Genomic DNA, 16,984 nt, shown 5'->3' on the forward strand with positions numbered 1-16,984 from the left:
TCTACACTGGGTAGTGCGTTACACACTGATTTTCGCTCAGGCCGATGTGCAAACGCCGGCTCTGACCGTCGAGCATGATTTCCAGCAGATAGAGCTGCTCGGGCATCGGATGAAGAGGGTCAACATAGATCGGCGCCTCAACCTGAAACAGTGCACTGGCGTGGTCGCTGCGAACATCTATCGGCAACTGATAAGTCATGCCGTTAAACTTGACGGACGCTGAGACCAGGCCAGGGGTGTAGGTCTGATAGTGCAAGTCGACCAGAAATTCACACCCGCCCCCATAATGCCAGATTTGTTCCGTGGTAATGTGTTCAAGACGCACATGGCGGATAAACTGCAAATACGGCACTTGCCAAACCCCGATGCGCGCATCACTAATCCGGTAAGCACTTTCTCCCAACGGGCAGAGCGGCGTGGCTGGCTCGTCATCGATCAGCCAGTCATCTTCTTCTTGGAGAAACAGAATTTCAAACCGGTTGCGGCCACGCTGCAGATACGGCCGAATCTCCTTGCGATACTCATTGTGGGTCGCGTCACAATCAAACACCGCCACGCCGTTAACGCGAACTTCGGCATGAAAATCGATCCCCGTGATCACCAGATCCACGGCTGGAAACGCCAGCATAGCGTCATCAACCTCAATGTCGTGCATCAGGTGCCATTCTTGACGGGCAATGTCCGCTTCACTCAGCGATGATGGCAGGACACAGCTCAGCGGTCCGGGAAACGTGATGTCGTCCTGAGGAATGGAGAGATCGGTGAGCGGAGAAAGTTGCCAGAGACCGGCCAGTGTTAGCTGCATGATATCAAAACATCGTTGAATGAAAGGTTAAAAGTATAATGAATCTCATTCCATAAGGACATGAGTTTGTCGACAGACAAAAAAATACCAGCCGACATCGGCTGGTATCCATTGATTTTCGACCAAGACAATTAAGCGTCTTCTTCGTCCTCATCTTCGTCGTTGTACAGAGCATCTTCACCTTCGTAGTAGGTACCCCATCCGTCGTAGATGATGTCGTATTTTTCGGCAAGGTGAATCAGTTTTTCCGCCTGAGCGTCAATCGCTTCAGCATTCAGGGCCGATTCCATAGTCGCGTCGCAACACAAAAGTTTGTTGCCGTCTTCATCTTCAGTTTCTTCCGCTTCAAGTACTTCGAACCCCATCTTAAATGCTTCGACGACCGCTTTTTCCAGCGTATCAAAATCTTCCGCAAACAGGTGGTGTTCGATCTCATACAGCGCATCTGGATCACTGCCATCTTCCAACAAGGCCTGAATGATGTCGCGAGTATCTTCTTTTTGAATCTCGATCAGTTCTTCCACAGACATGTATTCATCTTCATGCGACATAAGGTGCTCCAGACAGTAAAAAGGATCATTTGAATTGCGACGAAATATGGCATGGATCGCGTGGAATTACCACCTCGAAACCCGAATGATCCGGATCTTTAGCGCACCAGGCGCGCAGAGCGGAAAAGAACCGCGTGCAAATACACAAAAAATTAACATTTTTAGCCAAAATGACGCATTCAGAGTTTTATTTTGCGGTCAAAACCGCATCGGATGGCGAAAAAGTGCGTGAATATCAGTTCAGGATGAATACAGCTCTCGCCCACTTATCTGCATAAAATTTAGATAAAACTTGCTATTCATCTCAAATATTGAATAACTATTCTCATTTGCATTGATATCTACGCTATTGCACCTTGGGCCAAGTACGCATAGTCACGCATTTTCCACAACCGGCACCAAAACACATAAAATTTCAATAACAATCAAAAAAACACACCGTAGAAAAATATACACCAACAAAAAACACAAACTTTAGATAAAAGCTTCAATTAATCAACTTGCATCTTCCCGTTAAGCTTGTCATAAATACGGGCTGGAATAAGAGTAAGGATACAAAATGAGTAAGTTGTACGTTGGATCTGAAGTCGGTCAACTGCGCCGAGTGCTGCTGAATCGCCCAGAACGCGCCCTCACCCACTTAACACCATCAAACTGCCATGAGCTGTTGTTTGATGATGTACTGGCGGTCGAAGCGGCAGGCAAAGAGCATGATGCCTTCGCCGACACCTTACGCGCTCAGGACGTGGAAGTTCTGCTGCTGCACGATCTGTTGGTGGAAACACTGGCCATCGCAGAAGCCAAACAGTGGCTGCTCGACACCCAGATTTCTGATTTCCGTTACGGCCCAACCTTTGCCAGCGAACTGCGTCGTTATCTGTCAGAAATGGATAATGAGCATCTGGCCACCGTCTTACTGGGTGGTCTGGCGTATTCTGAACTTAAGCTGGATTCCGCCTCAATGCTGCCTCGCATGCACCGTCCACTGGATTTCGTCATTGAACCGCTACCCAATCATCTGTTTACCCGTGATACATCTTGCTGGGTCTACGGTGGCGTGTCACTCAATCCAATGATGAAACCGGCTCGTCAACGTGAAACCAACCATTTGCGGGCGATCTACCGCTGGCACCCGGTCTTTGCCGGCCAGGACTTCATTAAGTACTTCGGTGATGAAGATTTGCATTACGACAACGCCAACATTGAAGGCGGCGACGTACTGGTGATTGGTAATGGAGCTGTCTTGATTGGTATTTCCGAGCGCACCACTCCGCAAGGGGTTGAGAACCTGGCGGCCAACCTATTCCGTCATGGACAAGCCAAAGAAGTGATCGCAGTGGAACTGCCAAAACACCGTTCGTGCATGCACCTGGATACCGTAATGACCCACATGGATATTGATACGTTCTCGGTGTATCCGGAAATCATGCGCAAAGATCTCGCGACCTGGCGTCTGACGCCTAAAGACGATGGCACCATCCAGGCGCAGAGCGCACCGAGCTACGTGCACGCGATCGAAGAGGCGCTGGGACTGGATTACCTCAAAATCATCACCACCGGCGGTGACAATTACGAAGCGGAACGTGAGCAATGGAATGACGCCAACAACGTACTCACCGTCAAACCGGGTGTGGTAATTGGCTACGAGCGCAATGTCTACACCAACGAGAAGTATGATAAAGCCGGCATTCAGGTTCTGACCATCCCGGGCAACGAACTGGGCCGTGGCCGTGGTGGTGCGCGTTGTATGAGCTGCCCTATCGAGCGGGACGACATCTGATTCCTGACAGGCTCTGAACGAAAAAAAAGCTGCGCTCTGCGCAGCTTTTTTGTTATTCCGTTCCGCCGACGGTCAGCGAGTCGAGTTTCAGCGTCGGTTGTCCAACCCCCACAGGCACACTCTGCCCGGCTTTGCCGCAAACACCCACGCCCCGGTCAATGCTGAGATCGTTGCCCACCATCGATACCTGCTGCATCGCTTCAATGCCCGAGCCAATTAACGTCGCGCCTTTCACCGGACGGGTAATTTTTCCGTCTTCAATCAGATACGCTTCAGAGGCAGAGAAAACAAATTTACCAGACGTGATGTCCACCTGGCCCCCACCAAAATTCGGCGCATACAGGCCTTTTTTCACCGTCGAGATGATCTCTTCCGGCGTGTGCTGACCTGGCAGCATGTAGGTATTGGTCATGCGCGGCATCGGCAGGTGAGCATAAGACTCACGACGGCCATTACCCGTCGGTGCGACACCCATCAGGCGCGCATTCAGTTTGTCCTGCATGTACCCTTTGAGCACCCCGTTTTCAATCAGCGTGTTGTACTGGCCGTTGACTCCTTCATCATCGATGTTGAGTGAGCCTCGCAGATCCGTCAAAGTGCCATCATCCACAATGGTACACAGATCTGAGGTGACTTTCTGGCCCATCTTGCCGGAAAAGACCGACGATTCCTTGCGGTTAAAGTCCCCTTCCAGGCCGTGTCCGACAGCTTCGTGCAGCAGTACTCCCGGCCAACCAGAACCCAATACAACTGGCATCGCCCCCGCAGGCGCGGCGTCGGCTTCCAGATTCACCAGCGCCATTCGGATCGCTTCGTCTGCGTACTGGTACGCAATCTGACTGCCGTTGAGATCCGAGAGGAAATAATTGTAATCGAAGCGACCACCACCACCGGCGCTGCCGCGCTCACGACGATCGCCTTTTTGTGCCAGCACGCTGATCGATAAACGCACCAGCGGACGGATATCGCCAGCATAGGTTCCGTCGGTTGCAGCCACCAGCACCTGTTCATGGACACCACTGAGGCTGACTGACACTTCTTTAATCAACGGTTCTTTGGTCCGGATGTACGCATCCAGCGCTTTCAGAAGTTGAGTTTTCTGTTGTTTCTCCCAACATTCTAACGGGTTAACAGCCGCGTACACCTGTTGGTTATCATGACGGCGAAACGCCTGCAATTGACCATTCTGACCTTGTTGTGCAATCCCCCGGGCGGCCTGGGCACTTTGTTTTAACCCTTCAAGTTGAATCTGATCAGAGTAGGCAAAGCCGGTTTTCTCGCCGGAGACAGCGCGGACACCAACGCCACAATCAATATTGAATGAACCATCTTTGATGATGCTGTCTTCCAGTACCAGAGACTCGTGCCAGCTGGATTGAAAATAGATGTCAGCGTAGTCTACAGCGCGGGTCGTGATGCTTGCCAGAGTCGCGGCAACGTCCTGCTCTGTCAGACCGGCCGGTTTCAGGAGTGCATCTTCAATGCGGTTAATCGTCATATTCTGCTCTTATTTAGGTTGAAACTGATTGGCGAAACGGCGATGTTGCTGAACCGGCATGGCGGTTCGAAGCTTATCGACCTGTGCCTGGTCGATGTCGGCGATGCCTACACCTGCCTGCCGGCCAAGATCGGTGACTTTCTCACCCCAGGGTGTAATCACCATTGAATGTCCCCAGGTTTCTCTGCCACCCTGATGGGTGCCTGTCTGATTAACGGCGACCACCCAGCACTGCGTCTCAATCGCTCGGGCACGCAACAGCGTTTCCCAATGCGCCTCACCGGTGACCGCGGTAAACGCCGCTGGAACAAGCAGGATCTGAGCACCCAAATCCACCAGCTCCGCATACAAATGGGGGAAACGCACATCATAACAGATTGACAGACCAAGTTTGCCAAAAGGTGTCGAGGTGGTACTCACCTGATTACCCGGTATAAAGGTTTCCGACTCCCGATAATGTTGGTGGCCATCGGCGACATCGACATCAAACATATGCAGTTTATCATAGTACGCTACGGGTTCCCCGAGCGGATTTATCACCACACACGTGGTGCTGACGCCCTCCGCTCGGCGCACTGGCATACTGCCAACCACGATCCAGATGGCATGCTGGCGCGCCAGAGCCGCCATCGCCCCGAATAGTGGCCCGTCACCAAGTGGATAGGCGTGACGGTGATAATCGGCTCGCGAGCCAAACACCAGCGCATTCTCTGGCAATACCACCCATTGGACGCCTTGCGCCACCAATCCGGGCAGCTGCGCCGCCACAAAGTCAATATTTTGCTCAGGGTCCGCACCTGAGGTCATCTGGATCAATCCGACGCGCTCCATGCGTCCTCCTTACTCTTTACTTTTAAGCCGCAGTGATTCCGGCAGTTTAAACTCACCTTTACTGCGCGACAGTTCTTTCACCGTCGGCGAGTCCAGCGGCCCTTTCACTTCATAATCTACCTGAGTAAAGACTTCCACAACAGGGGAAAGCACCGTGGTTATGGCCAACACATACAACGCCGTCTGCGGTGTCACTGCAAACGCGGTTAATACCGGTATGCCGGAGGTAATATCCGGCGTGAAGTTAACTTCGGCATCCACCATCCGGGTATTAAGGTTGGCCATGCCTTTGATCTTCATCTCGCCCGCCACCGCGTCCATCTTAATGTCATTAGTGACAAAAATGCCGTTGCGGATCTCACCGCTGCCGGAAATCGAGTTGAACGCCATGCCTTTGTCAAACACGTCGGAAAAATCGAGTTGCATCTTGCGAATGATCGAATCCAGACTGAACAGACCGAGCAGACGCGCCGCGCCGCTGACATCCGACACCATGCCTTTGCCCAGTTTGGTTTTGATGTTGCCTTTGAGCGTATCAACCCTCATCGACCAGGGCGCGCCATCCCAGTCGATATTACCGGACAGCTCAAACGGAGCCTGTTGGATGCCGGAGCTGATGCCGAAACGCTCCATCAACTCTGAGTTATTCTGCCCTTGCATATCAAGGTTGAAATTGGTGTGGCTACTGGTATCGGTCAGTGACCAGGCGCCTTGGATCGCCACTTTGTTGTTGCCACTTTGCAGCGTCAGTTGTTTCCACTCCAGTTGATCGCCAGTGCGCTGCAAATCCATCGTCAACTTGCCCACCTTGTAGCCCTGCAACCAGAAATCGTCGATATTCAGAGTCAGGTTGGGCATCAGATCGTGAAACTCGCGATCAAAGTCAGAGATCAGTGATGCCCCCTCTTCCTGACCCCGGAACAGGCTGGTTTCTGACTTCTGCTTGTTCTCCAGCTCAGGAATGTACACATGCAGGCGTTCCAGAGCCACACTCAGATCGTAGGGCTGCAGGTAGCTGGCTTCGCCTTTGGCTTCCTGACTGTCCAGCGACATATACCAGGTGAGGTTCTTCTTACGAGCATCAAAGTTAACGTCGTGCCAGTCGATCCCGCCCAGCGTCAGCTCCGCAACGTTGACATCAACCCGTTCAGGCAATGGTATTTCCACAGCCTCTGCCTTCTGCTGCTGTGACGACGCCGTTTGAGCGTCAGACGAATGACCCAGTAGGGCCAGCCACTCATCCAGGTTCAACTTATCGGTACGCACTTGCGCCTGATGCCCCACCACCGGGCTGATCTTAAAACTGCCACTGCCCAGCACCAGGTTGGTGGCTTGCAACACCGGCTTATCTTTGCCGATGTCGATTTCCGCCTGATATTTGGCCGACGGCAGCGACAACCTGGCGGTGACTGATTGTTGATTACCTGATGCCTGCAAACGCGCTTTGCCCGCAGTGCCTGCGTCTCGATTGAGTGGATAGGGGTAACGGCTGCTCAGTTGACGTAAATCCGCCTGCGTATCAATTTGATAAGTGAAGCCGACATCATTGAGCTGAATATTGAGATCCATCGTCCACGGCGCATGTCCCGTCAGTGGCTGCGTCCAGCGAGATCCCAGATAAGGGCTGAGTGGCTTGATCTTCCAATCGCCCAATACATCGATATTCACGTCATATCCGTTCGCCGCACTTTCACCTTTGAAGTCAATAGAGACGGGCTGCTTGAGCAAGCCAGCGGCCAGCCCCGCGGCCTGGACCACGTCGTTGTCAAAGCGGATCCGACCCGAAACTTTTTCCAGCGTCATCGCCGGTGCATCGATTTCCACATGATTGTCTGTCAGATCAGCCCAGCCCCAGGCGCGCGGCTCTTTATCGCCGTCAAATGGAATATTGAGCTGAAACGCAGATTTGACCTCACCATCCACCTGCACTGCAGTCAGTGCTGCGCCCACCGAGTCCACCAGCGGCGTGGCGGTCATGTAATCGCGTAAATCGTTCCCTTGCGCCATGGCACTGGCTTCAATCTCAATGTGCCCCCCTTCCGCCAGTTCGGGAATGCGGCCAGTGATCCGCTGCGCTTTCACGTTCATCAGCGTGGCGTCATGCGAATCGAGGTACATGGCATCGTTGTGGAACAACAGATCCAGTTGCAGGTTGGTGATTGGCGGCCAGGCCGTATCAAAACTGAACTTGGCGTGCTTCAGACCCACCCACGCCTGAAAGACACCATTATGCTCATGATAGGGGAAATCATTGAGTGCGCCGTACCATACCAGCTTGGCGGTATCGACCTGACCGGCCTGTATTGCGGTCGAGAGATAATCGGTCAGCGTGCGTCCTAACGCCAGCGTGGGCAAATAACGCCAGGTCTGACCGGCGTTGTACAGATCCGCTTCAGCGTAGAAAGACAAAAACGGACTCTGATCCTCAGGAAAATCAAGACGAAACGCCCCCAATACCTGTAAATCCGGGGTTGCGACCGTGACTTTATCAGCCCACAACGACCAGCCGCTGCTCTGCTTTTGCCAGACGATGTTTACTGCGCCTTGCTTAATATTGAGCGGAGCCTGGAAGACCTCGCCATACGGCAACACATCATCAATTAATGATAATCGGGCGTGCGCCTGGCGGGCATTCCCAGTCAGAGTGGCCGACAGGTGATGCAGTTCAGGCAGCAGTTGCCATTGTGCCAGCGATCCGTCACTCAAACGCGCCGAGTATTGCAAAGAATCGCGGTCTTTCCCCATGGCGATGCGCAAGTCTTCAACCAGTCCCCCCGGCTGGAGCTGATCAATCAACAGCGAGGTTTGGTCAGAGTCAGGTGCCAACTTCACCAGCGGAGCGATCGCAGCCAGATCCAGTTGCGAGACGTTCAGACGCCATTTGTCCGGTTGCCAGTTAAACGCCACATCCAATTCCGGCCATGCTTTGTCATCGGTGCGCACTCGAAGTGAATGCCCGCTTACTTGCCAGCCTTTTTGCGAAGGAACCAGTTGGAATATGCCGGATTCGAGCATCAGGTCATGACGCGTTCCTTCCCGCCAGCTGATGTCTGACGGCTTTAACTCGACATACGCATCCTGCGGATGACTGTGCTCAAGCGTTACCCAACTGTTGAAGCTGATTTGACCATTGTCAATGCCCGTCTGTGTCTGCAGATAGGTGGTCAGCCACGGCGTAATGCGCAGATTCTCGGCCCCGACATAAAACTCACCGGACACATCCTGCAACGAGCCATGGTCAATAAAATCGGCGTTCACCGACAGCGAGTTGATGTGTTTTTCCGCAATGCTGACCACCCCTTCAGCGCGATGGCGGCGGCCACTGTTCTTCCAGCGCAGCTTCTCAATATCGAGCTGGCGCTCTTCGCCGGCCACAGAGCGGTACTGAATCGCGGAATGGAGCAGTGAAAAGTCATCCAACTGGCGCAAGAACAAGTTATCCAGACGTTGCAGTACCCGGTTGTCTTTGCTGTCAGTGGCATCAGATTGACGCTGAGAGAACAGATCGACGCGGCGCAAATCCAGTTTCAGCTGGTAGGTCGTCAGTTCAGCGATCACTGGCTGCATCTGCATCAGCGACTGGATCAGGTCAAACTCAATTTCAATTTTGTCTGCCGAAAAACCGACGGTTGAGCCCTCTGGCTGCTCTGCCTTCAAGCCCTGAAGGGAAATGGATGGGTGTGTGTTACGCCAGAATCCACTGACATTATCAATATGAAATTCAAGCCCGGTGGCTTCATTGACCATGTTCTGAATCTGAACTTGATAGCGGTTGAGCTCAGGTAACATGATCCGCAAAGCGGTCACAGCCACGGCAAGGGTCACCAGTAAAGTGACGACTAACCAAAGAAGAAAACGCGATAAGCGGGTAACACCAGGATTCACACAATTTCCATCACATCATAACCACATCAAACTGTTCCTGACTGTAAAGTGGCTCCGCCTGGATGCGCACTTCCTTGCCAATAAACACTTCCAGTTCCGCCAGCGCATGAGATTCATCGCCCTGCAACGTGTCCGCGACGGCCGGTGAGGCGTACACCACAAACTTGTCGGCATCGTAAGCACGATTGACCCGGGTGATTTCACGCAGGACTTCATAGCACACAGTTTCCACGGTTTTAACGCTGCCACGCCCCTCACAAGTTGGACAAGTAGAACACAGCACATGTTCAATACTTTCGCGGGTACGTTTACGGGTCATTTCAACCAGGCCAAGCTGGGTAAAGCCGTTGATGTTGGTTTTCACCCGATCTTTACTCAAGGCGACTTCTAGTGAGGTAAGTACCCGCTTACGGTGCTCATCCGATGCCATATCGATAAAATCGATGATGATGATGCCACCTAGGTTACGCAAACGCAGTTGACGCGCGATCGCCTGCGTCGCCTCGACATTGGTATTGAAGATGGTTTCTTCTAGATTCCGCCGCCCGACAAACGCACCGGTGTTGATGTCGACCGTGGTCATGGCTTCGGTTTGATCAATGATCAGATAACCACCGGATTTGAGTTCCACCTTCCGCTCCAGCGAACGTTGGATTTCATTCTCGGTGTCGTACATATCGAAAATCGGCTTGTCGCCTTCGTACAATTCCAGCTTATCGGTCAGCTCAGGGACGTATTCGGAGGTGAATTCTTGTAGGTTTTCATACTCCGTACGTGAGTCGACCAGAATTTTTGTCAGGTCTGTACCGACAAAGTCGCGCAGGATACGCTGAGACAATCCAAGCTCACCATATAATGTCGAACGGGTTTTGTATTTAGAGCGGCGCTCCATCACTTTCGACCACAGGCGTTTCAGAAACGCCGCGTCCTGAGAGAGCTCTTTATCAAATGCGCCTTCTGCCGCAGTGCGGATGATAAAACCGCCGTGCTCATCGCAGTAGTTCATCACCACTTTCTTCAGGCGCTCGCGCTCTTCTTCGCTTTCAATTCGCTGCGAGACACCAACATGGCTGGCGCCTGGCATGAAGACCAGATAACGGGAGGGCAGAGTGATGTCCGTGGTCAACCGTGCCCCTTTGGTACCGAGCGGATCTTTGACCACCTGGACCACGATATCCTGTCCCTGACGAACCAGTTCGGAGATATCGCGGACCTGAAATTGCTGCTTTTCGTTTTCAGCCACGCATTCGGTGTGAGGGACAATATCAGAGGCGTGAAGAAACGCCGCTTTGTCTAAACCGATATCCACAAAAGCGGCCTGCATACCCGGCAGAACCCGGCTCACTTTCCCTTTGTAGATGTTGCCAACAATGCCTCGTTTTGCTTCACGTTCAATATGGATTTCCTGAAGGACGCCGCCTTCAATCATGGCCACACGAGTTTCACTCGGGGTCACGTTAATCAGCAGTTCTGCACTCATGAGAGCACCTCAATTTTTAATTTATAAGAATTCGCGCAGAAGCTGGTCAGTTTCAAATAGAGGTAAACCCACAACAGCGTAAAAGCTGCCCTCAATTCTGGTTACAAATTTTCCACCCAGTCCTTGTATGCCGTAACTGCCAGCTTTATCGCATGGCTCACCCGTTTGCCAGTATTGTTCAATTTCTTTTTCAGACAAGGGTTTGAACCACACATCGGTCGTCACAACGACCGATTTATGCATCTGTTTATTGGCCACGGTGACCGCGGTCATCACCTGGTGGCGTGTATCGGATAACCCCAGCAACATACGCTTGGCATCGGCCAGGTCGAGCGGTTTTTCCAACACCTCATCGCCCTGAACGACGATGGTGTCGGAGCCAATCACCACCGGGGCTGCCATCACAGCCCCTGCCAGCGTCACTCCCGCCAGCGCTTTGTCTTGCGACAAGCGGCGCACGTAATCCAGTGGCGCTTCGCCGGGCTGCCGCTGCTCTTCCACATCCGTGGTCATTACCTGGAACTGATAGCCAAGCTGAGCCAGCAGTTCTTTACGCCGCGGAGAGCCGGACGCTAATACTATATTCATTATCTTACATGCCAGTGACGTCGAATGCGACGCAGCAACAGGAATAACCACGGCCAAAGAATGCAGTTAACCAGCCCGCTCCACAGCGACATAGTGTTAAACGTGATGTCTCGGATCAGGTATTCACCACCGAAAATCAGTACATCCAGTAACATCGACAGCAAAGCAATCACCAATGCTTGCTGCCACAGTGCCATGTTACGCAGCACCAGAAAGTTTAATGCCACCAGATAGACCACAATCGACATCATCATGCCGCGAATGCCCAGCGTAGAGCCCAGCAGCACGTCCCACAACAGCCCCAGAATCAGCGCAGTACCGACATTGACCCGATGTGGCAGTGCCAGCACCCAATAGCAGGTCACCAGCAGCAACCAGGACGGTCGAACCAAATCCAGCACGCCCGGCCAGGGAATGGTCTGCAGCACCAACGCGATCAGAAAGGTCAGCCAGATTGCCAGGCGGCTGCTTAACGTATTATTGCCCATCTTGCGCCTCCGGCTGAGCTTGTGGCGGCTCATTGCTGGTTGTCAGACCGGCCGCTTCAGGTTTCGAGCCATTGGGCCAGATCAGCAGTAGGTACCGCAAACGTTCGAAATCCACCACCGGATCCGCCTCAATGGACGCAAACTCGCGCTGAGTGTCTCGCTCGACCTTCGAAACATGCGCCACCGGATAACCTTCCGGGTACACGCCGCCCAGTCCAGAGCTCACCAATAGGTCGCCCTGTTGAATGTCAGTGCTGGTCGGAATATGTTCAAGCTGAATCTGGTCAATTTTCCCATTACCGGACGCGATCACCCGGATATCATTGCGTATAACTTGCACAGGAATGGCACTGTTGCTGTCGGTCAACAGCAGTACCCGACTATTGTGCGCCGACACAAATGTTACCTGACCCACAATGCCTTTTTCATTGATCACTGGCTGCCCAACGTATACGCCATCAATCTGACCTTTGTCGATCACCACCTGATGACGATATGGGGAGGTATCCACCGCCATCACTTCCGTCACCACTTTTCTCTCATCACGGACAAACGACGAGCCCAGCAGTTTACGAAAACGCTGGTTTTCTTCCCGGTACTGGTCCAACAGGATCAGCTCACTTTTGAGGCGCAGCACTTCCTGTTTCAGTCCACGATTGGATTCCATCAATTCCTGACGGGAGTTGAGTCGCTCATAAAAATCGTCAAACATCACCCGGGGAAGATCGGCCGCGTACTGGATTGGCGCGACCAGGCTATTGAGCAAAAAGCGTACGTTGGCGAAAGCACCTAAACGACTATCAGCCAGCATAAGGCTGGCTGATACGATGACCGCAAGAAACAGGCGAAGTTGCAGGGAAGGTCCTCTGCCAAAAATCGGCTTCATCTATAGAGATCCCCTATTCCGGTTTCAGGATCCGGCGCTCGGTCAGCCCGGATCGACATCGTTATTATTCTTCGCTAAAGAGATCGCCACCGTGCATGTCGATCATTTCCAGCGCTTTACCACCGCCACGAGCCACACAAGTGAGGGGATCTTCAGCAATAACAACCGGAATACCTGTTTCTTCCGTCAGCAGACGGTCGATGTCTTTCAGCAAAGCACCACCACCGGTCAGTACCATGCCGTTTTCTGAAATGTCGGACGCCAGTTCAGGCGGACACTGTTCCAGCGCAACCATCACCGCGGAGACGATGCCCGTCAGAGGCTCTTGCAACGCTTCCAGAATTTCGTTTGAGTTGAGGCTGAAACTGCGTGGCACACCTTCTGCTAGGTTACGGCCGCGCACTTCAATTTCCTGAACTTCATCACCCGGGTATGCCGAGCCGATTTCATGTTTGATCTTTTCTGCGGTCGCTTCACCAATCAGACTACCGTAGTTACGGCGAACATAATTGATGATAGCTTCATCAAAACGGTCACCACCGATACGCACCGAGGAGGAATACACCACACCGTTCAGCGAGATCACCGCCACTTCCGTCGTACCGCCACCGATATCGACCACCATAGAACCGGTCGGTTCTGAAACACGCAGGCCAGCACCGATCGCGGCCGCCATTGGCTCATCGATTAAGTACACTTCACGTGCACCAGCGCCCAGTGCCGATTCACGAATCGCACGGCGCTCTACCTGAGTGGAGCCACAAGGCACACACACCAGTACGCGCGGGCTTGGTTTCAAAATGCTGTTGTCATGCACCTGTTTAATGAAGTGTTGCAGCATTTTTTCCGTAACATAAAAGTCGGCGATCACACCGTCTTTCATTGGACGAATAGCAGAAATATTACCCGGCGTACGGCCCAGCATCTGCTTGGCGGCATGACCAACTGCGGCTACACTTTTTCCCGTCCGGTTACGGTCCTGACGGATGGCGACTACTGAGGGTTCGTCCAGAACAATGCCCTGTCCTTTAACATAAATAAGAGTGTTGGCAGTACCTAAATCAATCGATAGGTCATTTGAAAACATGCCACGAAGTTTTTTGAACATATTTCTTCGCTCGTCCTGCAAGAATTAGAAGATGAAAATTGCACTAAATGTACCAATGCCTCGCCATCACAGCAAGGCATTGAAGCGGAAACATGGGCTGAAACACTCAATTTCTAACAGATTCCTAACCTAATCGGAAAAATCTGCCTTGATCGCGTAGCAATCCGCTGCACCGGGTGTGACGCAGACAACGCATACGCTTATGACCGGCGGTGAATATCATCGCGCTCGGAAAGATGACTATCAGGCGGCCTTATGAATCAGCACTGCTCAGCATTCGAGGTGATAATTTGAGGTGGTTCGCCCGCACTTGAGGGCTGCACGTAGCGCACGACACAGGCTTTTTCGCTATCGTCACGAAATCCATAGCTAATCGATGTGGCCGACGTCGACACCACCCGCCAGGTAGCGGTGTCGCTCAGACCCGCCACCGCGTGACCAATTCCGGCTGACGTGGCTGCCGGATAACCAAACACCATCTCGACCACTTGCGAGCCCGAATTCAGGCTCATAGTGACTGCAGATCGCGTTGCCTGCGGAGTCTGTTCAGCCTGTGCATGCACAACGCCGGCTGCGTTTTGCATAGCACTTTTGAGTCCCTCTAATGCCGACATTCGAGCCTCAGAATGAAGATTCAAAAAGCGCGGGGCGGCGATCACCGTCAGAATTCCCAGGATCATCAGCATCACCGTCAGTTTTATCAGGCTAAATCCCAAGTGTTGATTCATTGGCACGTTTCCTCGGCTCGCAGTTGATAATCCGCTGACTGTCGGTGGCGAACACACGAACCACGTTGACGCCACCTCAGAAGGCATGCCCGCACCCTAACAAAAAATCGCGGAGCATCATACCGCTCGAGGCTGATTGTTATGAGCAGCGTTCCACGCTCGCAGCTGGAAACGCACTGCTATTCGAAACCCAGAGTGACAACCCGCACAGTATAAGGCACCACTGATGGGGCTATTTGCGCCGCCAGCGGTTTCGTCTACCGGGCTGGACTTTCGCGCTACTGGTGTCACGCCGTGTGACCGGGGTTGGGCTGATTTCAGGCAACATGGGCGTTTCCGCCGCCAGATAACGCCCCTGCAACCCATCCACCCCAAGGCTGATAAGCACATCCTGCTCTTCCCTGCTGTCGACGCCTACCGCGATAACCTGAGTTTTCAGTCCTTTACAGGCGCCAATCAGGCTGCGGACAAATAACTGATTTTCATGGCGTTGATCGATCTGTTTGATCAAACTGCGATGCAGCTTAAGGAAGTCCACTTTAAGATCTTTCAGATAATAGGTACTGACGATCGAGCGTCCGGCCTGACCGACACACACTTTGCAACCGATACCAGCGATCATTCGGATCACCGGGCGCATGTAATCAAGATGTTTGACCAGACGGGCCTCCGAAAACTCAAACGTCAGCATGCCACGCAGATCCATTGGCAACTGCAGCAGCTCATCGCGGAACCATTTAAAGTAAGATTTATCCGCAAATGGCTGGACATACAGATTCACCGATAGCGGCTTACGCTGTGGCGACTGTTTGATATGGCGGATCACAGAGATCAATACCGTTTTATCCAGCATGGTTTCATAACCCACCGATTCGATCGCAGCATTAAATCGGGACGCTTTCAGAATCCCGCGCTCCGGATCATCAATGCGGGCAAACAGCTCATGGTGTTCTAACTGTAACTCTTTGTGTGACGTTAACAGGTAGCACGGCTGCTGATAGATTTGCAGCTTACTGGGAGTCAGCACTTGATCAAACAAGGTCCGCCAACGGACACTGCCACGTTCCAGATTGGCGTTGGCGCTTTTCTGAAAACGACTCCAGGTGTTGATTCGTTGCAGCTGCGCACTTTTCAGCGCCGTTTCGGCTTCATCAAGAATGCGCCCTCTGCGCTCCCCTTCCTGATACATACTGACCCCGATGTGGCACCAGTCCTCAACGTCAATCGGAGGCGGAGGTGTGATCTTTTCCAGTTGTTTAAGGCAGTTAGAGGCAATGGTAGCGACTTCTTTCGCGCCCTGATGTGGAATAAAAATAGCGAAGTCGGCATCGTAATAACGCGACAGAATCACGTCCGGGTAACGCTGCAGAACATTCGACAGCCCCTCACCGACATCGACAATGAAATCATCGGCGGCTTTCTTACCGTTTTCCTCGCACAAGGAATCCCAGTCGTTGATGCGCAATAGCATCACCCCGCCGTAGGCTCCGCTTTCGGACAGAGTTGACTCGAGTTTACTGTCAAACAACACCCGGTTCGCGGTACCGGTCAGTTGGTCGAGAAACGTCTGTGAACGAATAAACGTATCAAAGCGGCTGCGCTCTTGCCGCGCGTCCTGTAATTCTTCGATCAGCATATCCAAGGCTTCACTGGCGGTGTATGGCCATTCGCGCTCATCGCCTTTGGCGTGCTCTTCGACCCGACCAGCCAGGATCATCCGCCCGCGCTCTTCCAGCAGCTCAGAGCCGTATAACTGCTCCTTCAGCCACTTAACGCCTCGCATCAGACAGAAAATCACCAAAGCCACCGCGAGTGTAATAGACCACAATGCTTCGAGTGAGTAACTGTAACCCAAATACGGTGGCAGCGCTTTAAATGCGATCTGATAGCCACTGTTGCGCTCCAAAGCAAACGACTTTTCGTACAACAACTGCTCATCAATGCGTGAGGAGGTATCTTTGAAGCGATAAACTACACCGACAGGGGAAGAGAGCTGCATTTCGATGATGTTCGAAGCTTGCAGCATTTTAGGCATCCAGCGCTGCATTGAATACGCGGCGTCCGGATCTTCCATCTCTTTATCGACCACTTCAACAATGCCCTGCAGATAGTGATCCAGATATTCCTGCCCGACACGCTTGAACGACAGCGTTCCACCGATGAATAAAATGAACATAGCACTGATTACTATCACGGTGACGAAAGCCACCAAGCGCGTGCTCAGTTTTAAGGTAGGCGTGTACCTCATGTGCGCAGAATTCCTTTTCCCCGGTAAAGCGTGCCGGCTGCCACATCGGCAGCGGGATACATGATTGTCTTGTTTAATATATAAAAAAGCCGCGGGATCCGCGGCTTT

13 protein-coding genes are annotated in these 16,984 nt (G+C 52.6%); 1 reads left to right on the forward strand and 12 read right to left on the reverse strand.

Translation table 11 applies throughout. The features are described from left to right. Nucleotide 1: 1 nt before the first annotated feature. Both VPR01S_RS18305 and rraB read right to left on the reverse strand, forming a co-directional pair. Nucleotides 2-805 (reverse strand): glycosyl hydrolase 2 galactose-binding domain-containing protein, encoded by an 804-nt coding sequence (locus VPR01S_RS18305; RefSeq protein WP_021706862.1) that lies wholly within the window; start codon nt 803-805, stop codon nt 2-4. 131 nt (nt 806-936) lie between these two features. Further along, nucleotides 937-1,356, reverse strand: a complete 420-nt coding sequence (gene rraB / locus VPR01S_RS18310) for a ribonuclease E inhibitor RraB (RefSeq protein ID WP_021706863.1) — start codon at nt 1,354-1,356, stop codon at nt 937-939. Nucleotides 1,357-1,915: 559 nt separating this feature from the next. Between rraB and arcA the strand changes: the two genes are divergently transcribed. Beyond that, nucleotides 1,916-3,136 (forward strand): arginine deiminase, encoded by a 1,221-nt coding sequence (gene arcA / locus VPR01S_RS18315; protein ID WP_021706864.1) that lies wholly within the window; start codon nt 1,916-1,918, stop codon nt 3,134-3,136. Between the two features lie 52 nt (nt 3,137-3,188). On the opposite strand, the gene tldD is transcribed toward arcA, so the two are convergent. The 10 genes from tldD to csrD form a co-directional block, all read right to left on the reverse strand. Next, a complete protein-coding gene (gene tldD, locus VPR01S_RS18320) occupies nt 3,189-4,634 on the reverse strand; it encodes a metalloprotease TldD (protein ID WP_021706865.1) in 1,446 nt (481 codons plus the stop codon). A gap of 9 nt (nt 4,635-4,643) precedes the next feature. Then, nucleotides 4,644-5,465 (reverse strand): carbon-nitrogen hydrolase family protein, encoded by an 822-nt coding sequence (locus VPR01S_RS18325; protein ID WP_021706866.1) that lies wholly within the window; start codon nt 5,463-5,465, stop codon nt 4,644-4,646. Between the two features lie 9 nt (nt 5,466-5,474). Continuing rightward, nucleotides 5,475-9,350, reverse strand: coding sequence for a YhdP family protein (locus tag VPR01S_RS18330; protein ID WP_021706867.1), 3,876 nt, complete (start codon nt 9,348-9,350; stop codon nt 5,475-5,477). Nucleotides 9,351-9,360: 10 nt separating this feature from the next. Further along, entirely contained in the window at nt 9,361-10,830 is a 1,470-nt protein-coding gene (rng, locus tag VPR01S_RS18335; protein ID WP_021706868.1) for a ribonuclease G, read from the reverse strand. 21 nt (nt 10,831-10,851) lie between these two features. Next, nucleotides 10,852-11,418: a Maf family protein gene (locus VPR01S_RS18340; protein ID WP_021706869.1), complete on the reverse strand. Its 567-nt coding sequence runs from the start codon at nt 11,416-11,418 to the stop codon at nt 10,852-10,854. Beyond that, nucleotides 11,418-11,906 (reverse strand): rod shape-determining protein MreD, encoded by a 489-nt coding sequence (gene mreD, locus VPR01S_RS18345; RefSeq protein WP_021706870.1) that lies wholly within the window; start codon nt 11,904-11,906, stop codon nt 11,418-11,420. Before mreD ends, VPR01S_RS18340 begins: the two co-directional genes overlap by 1 nt. Further along, nucleotides 11,896-12,792 carry a rod shape-determining protein MreC gene (gene mreC, locus VPR01S_RS18350; RefSeq protein ID WP_021706871.1) on the reverse strand — a complete coding sequence of 299 codons (897 nt, stop codon included), beginning with the start codon at nt 12,790-12,792 and terminating at the stop codon, nt 11,896-11,898. Before mreC ends, mreD begins: the two co-directional genes overlap by 11 nt. Before the next feature lie 64 nt (nt 12,793-12,856). Next, complete coding sequence (locus tag VPR01S_RS18355; protein WP_021706872.1) at nt 12,857-13,900, reverse strand: rod shape-determining protein; 1,044 nt, start codon at nt 13,898-13,900, stop codon at nt 12,857-12,859. A gap of 260 nt (nt 13,901-14,160) precedes the next feature. After that, nucleotides 14,161-14,628 carry a type II secretion system protein gene (locus VPR01S_RS18360; RefSeq protein ID WP_021706873.1) on the reverse strand — a complete coding sequence of 156 codons (468 nt, stop codon included), beginning with the start codon at nt 14,626-14,628 and terminating at the stop codon, nt 14,161-14,163. Between the two features lie 232 nt (nt 14,629-14,860). Continuing rightward, the gene (gene csrD, locus VPR01S_RS18365) at nt 14,861-16,876 is read right to left on the reverse strand and encodes an RNase E specificity factor CsrD (protein ID WP_021706874.1); all 2,016 of its coding nucleotides are present in this window, start codon (nt 16,874-16,876) and stop codon (nt 14,861-14,863) included. Nucleotides 16,877-16,984: the final 108 nt, after the last annotated feature.

Origin of the sequence: Vibrio proteolyticus NBRC 13287 (assembly GCF_000467125.1) — a bacterium.
Taxonomy (GTDB): Bacteria; Pseudomonadota; Gammaproteobacteria; order Enterobacterales; family Vibrionaceae; genus Vibrio; species Vibrio proteolyticus.

What these genes read in the sequence shown, in the direction of transcription:
- rraB (WP_021706863.1), bottom strand. Translation starts at nt 1,356, where the DNA reads ATGTCGCATGAAGATGAATACATGTCTGTGGAAGAACTGATCGAGATT.
- VPR01S_RS18340 (WP_021706869.1), bottom strand. Translation starts at nt 11,418, where the DNA reads ATGAATATAGTATTAGCGTCCGGCTCTCCGCGGCGTAAAGAACTGCTG.
- csrD (WP_021706874.1), bottom strand. Translation starts at nt 16,876, where the DNA reads ATGAGGTACACGCCTACCTTAAAACTGAGCACGCGCTTGGTGGCTTTC.
- VPR01S_RS18360 (WP_021706873.1), bottom strand. Translation starts at nt 14,628, where the DNA reads ATGAATCAACACTTGGGATTTAGCCTGATAAAACTGACGGTGATGCTG.
- mreC (WP_021706871.1), bottom strand. Translation starts at nt 12,792, where the DNA reads ATGAAGCCGATTTTTGGCAGAGGACCTTCCCTGCAACTTCGCCTGTTT.
- VPR01S_RS18305 (WP_021706862.1), bottom strand. Translation starts at nt 805, where the DNA reads ATGCAGCTAACACTGGCCGGTCTCTGGCAACTTTCTCCGCTCACCGAT.
- arcA (WP_021706864.1), top strand. Translation starts at nt 1,916, where the DNA reads ATGAGTAAGTTGTACGTTGGATCTGAAGTCGGTCAACTGCGCCGAGTG.
- mreD (WP_021706870.1), bottom strand. Translation starts at nt 11,906, where the DNA reads ATGGGCAATAATACGTTAAGCAGCCGCCTGGCAATCTGGCTGACCTTT.
- tldD (WP_021706865.1), bottom strand. Translation starts at nt 4,634, where the DNA reads ATGACGATTAACCGCATTGAAGATGCACTCCTGAAACCGGCCGGTCTG.
- VPR01S_RS18355 (WP_021706872.1), bottom strand. Translation starts at nt 13,900, where the DNA reads ATGTTCAAAAAACTTCGTGGCATGTTTTCAAATGACCTATCGATTGAT.
- rng (WP_021706868.1), bottom strand. Translation starts at nt 10,830, where the DNA reads ATGAGTGCAGAACTGCTGATTAACGTGACCCCGAGTGAAACTCGTGTG.
- VPR01S_RS18325 (WP_021706866.1), bottom strand. Translation starts at nt 5,465, where the DNA reads ATGGAGCGCGTCGGATTGATCCAGATGACCTCAGGTGCGGACCCTGAG.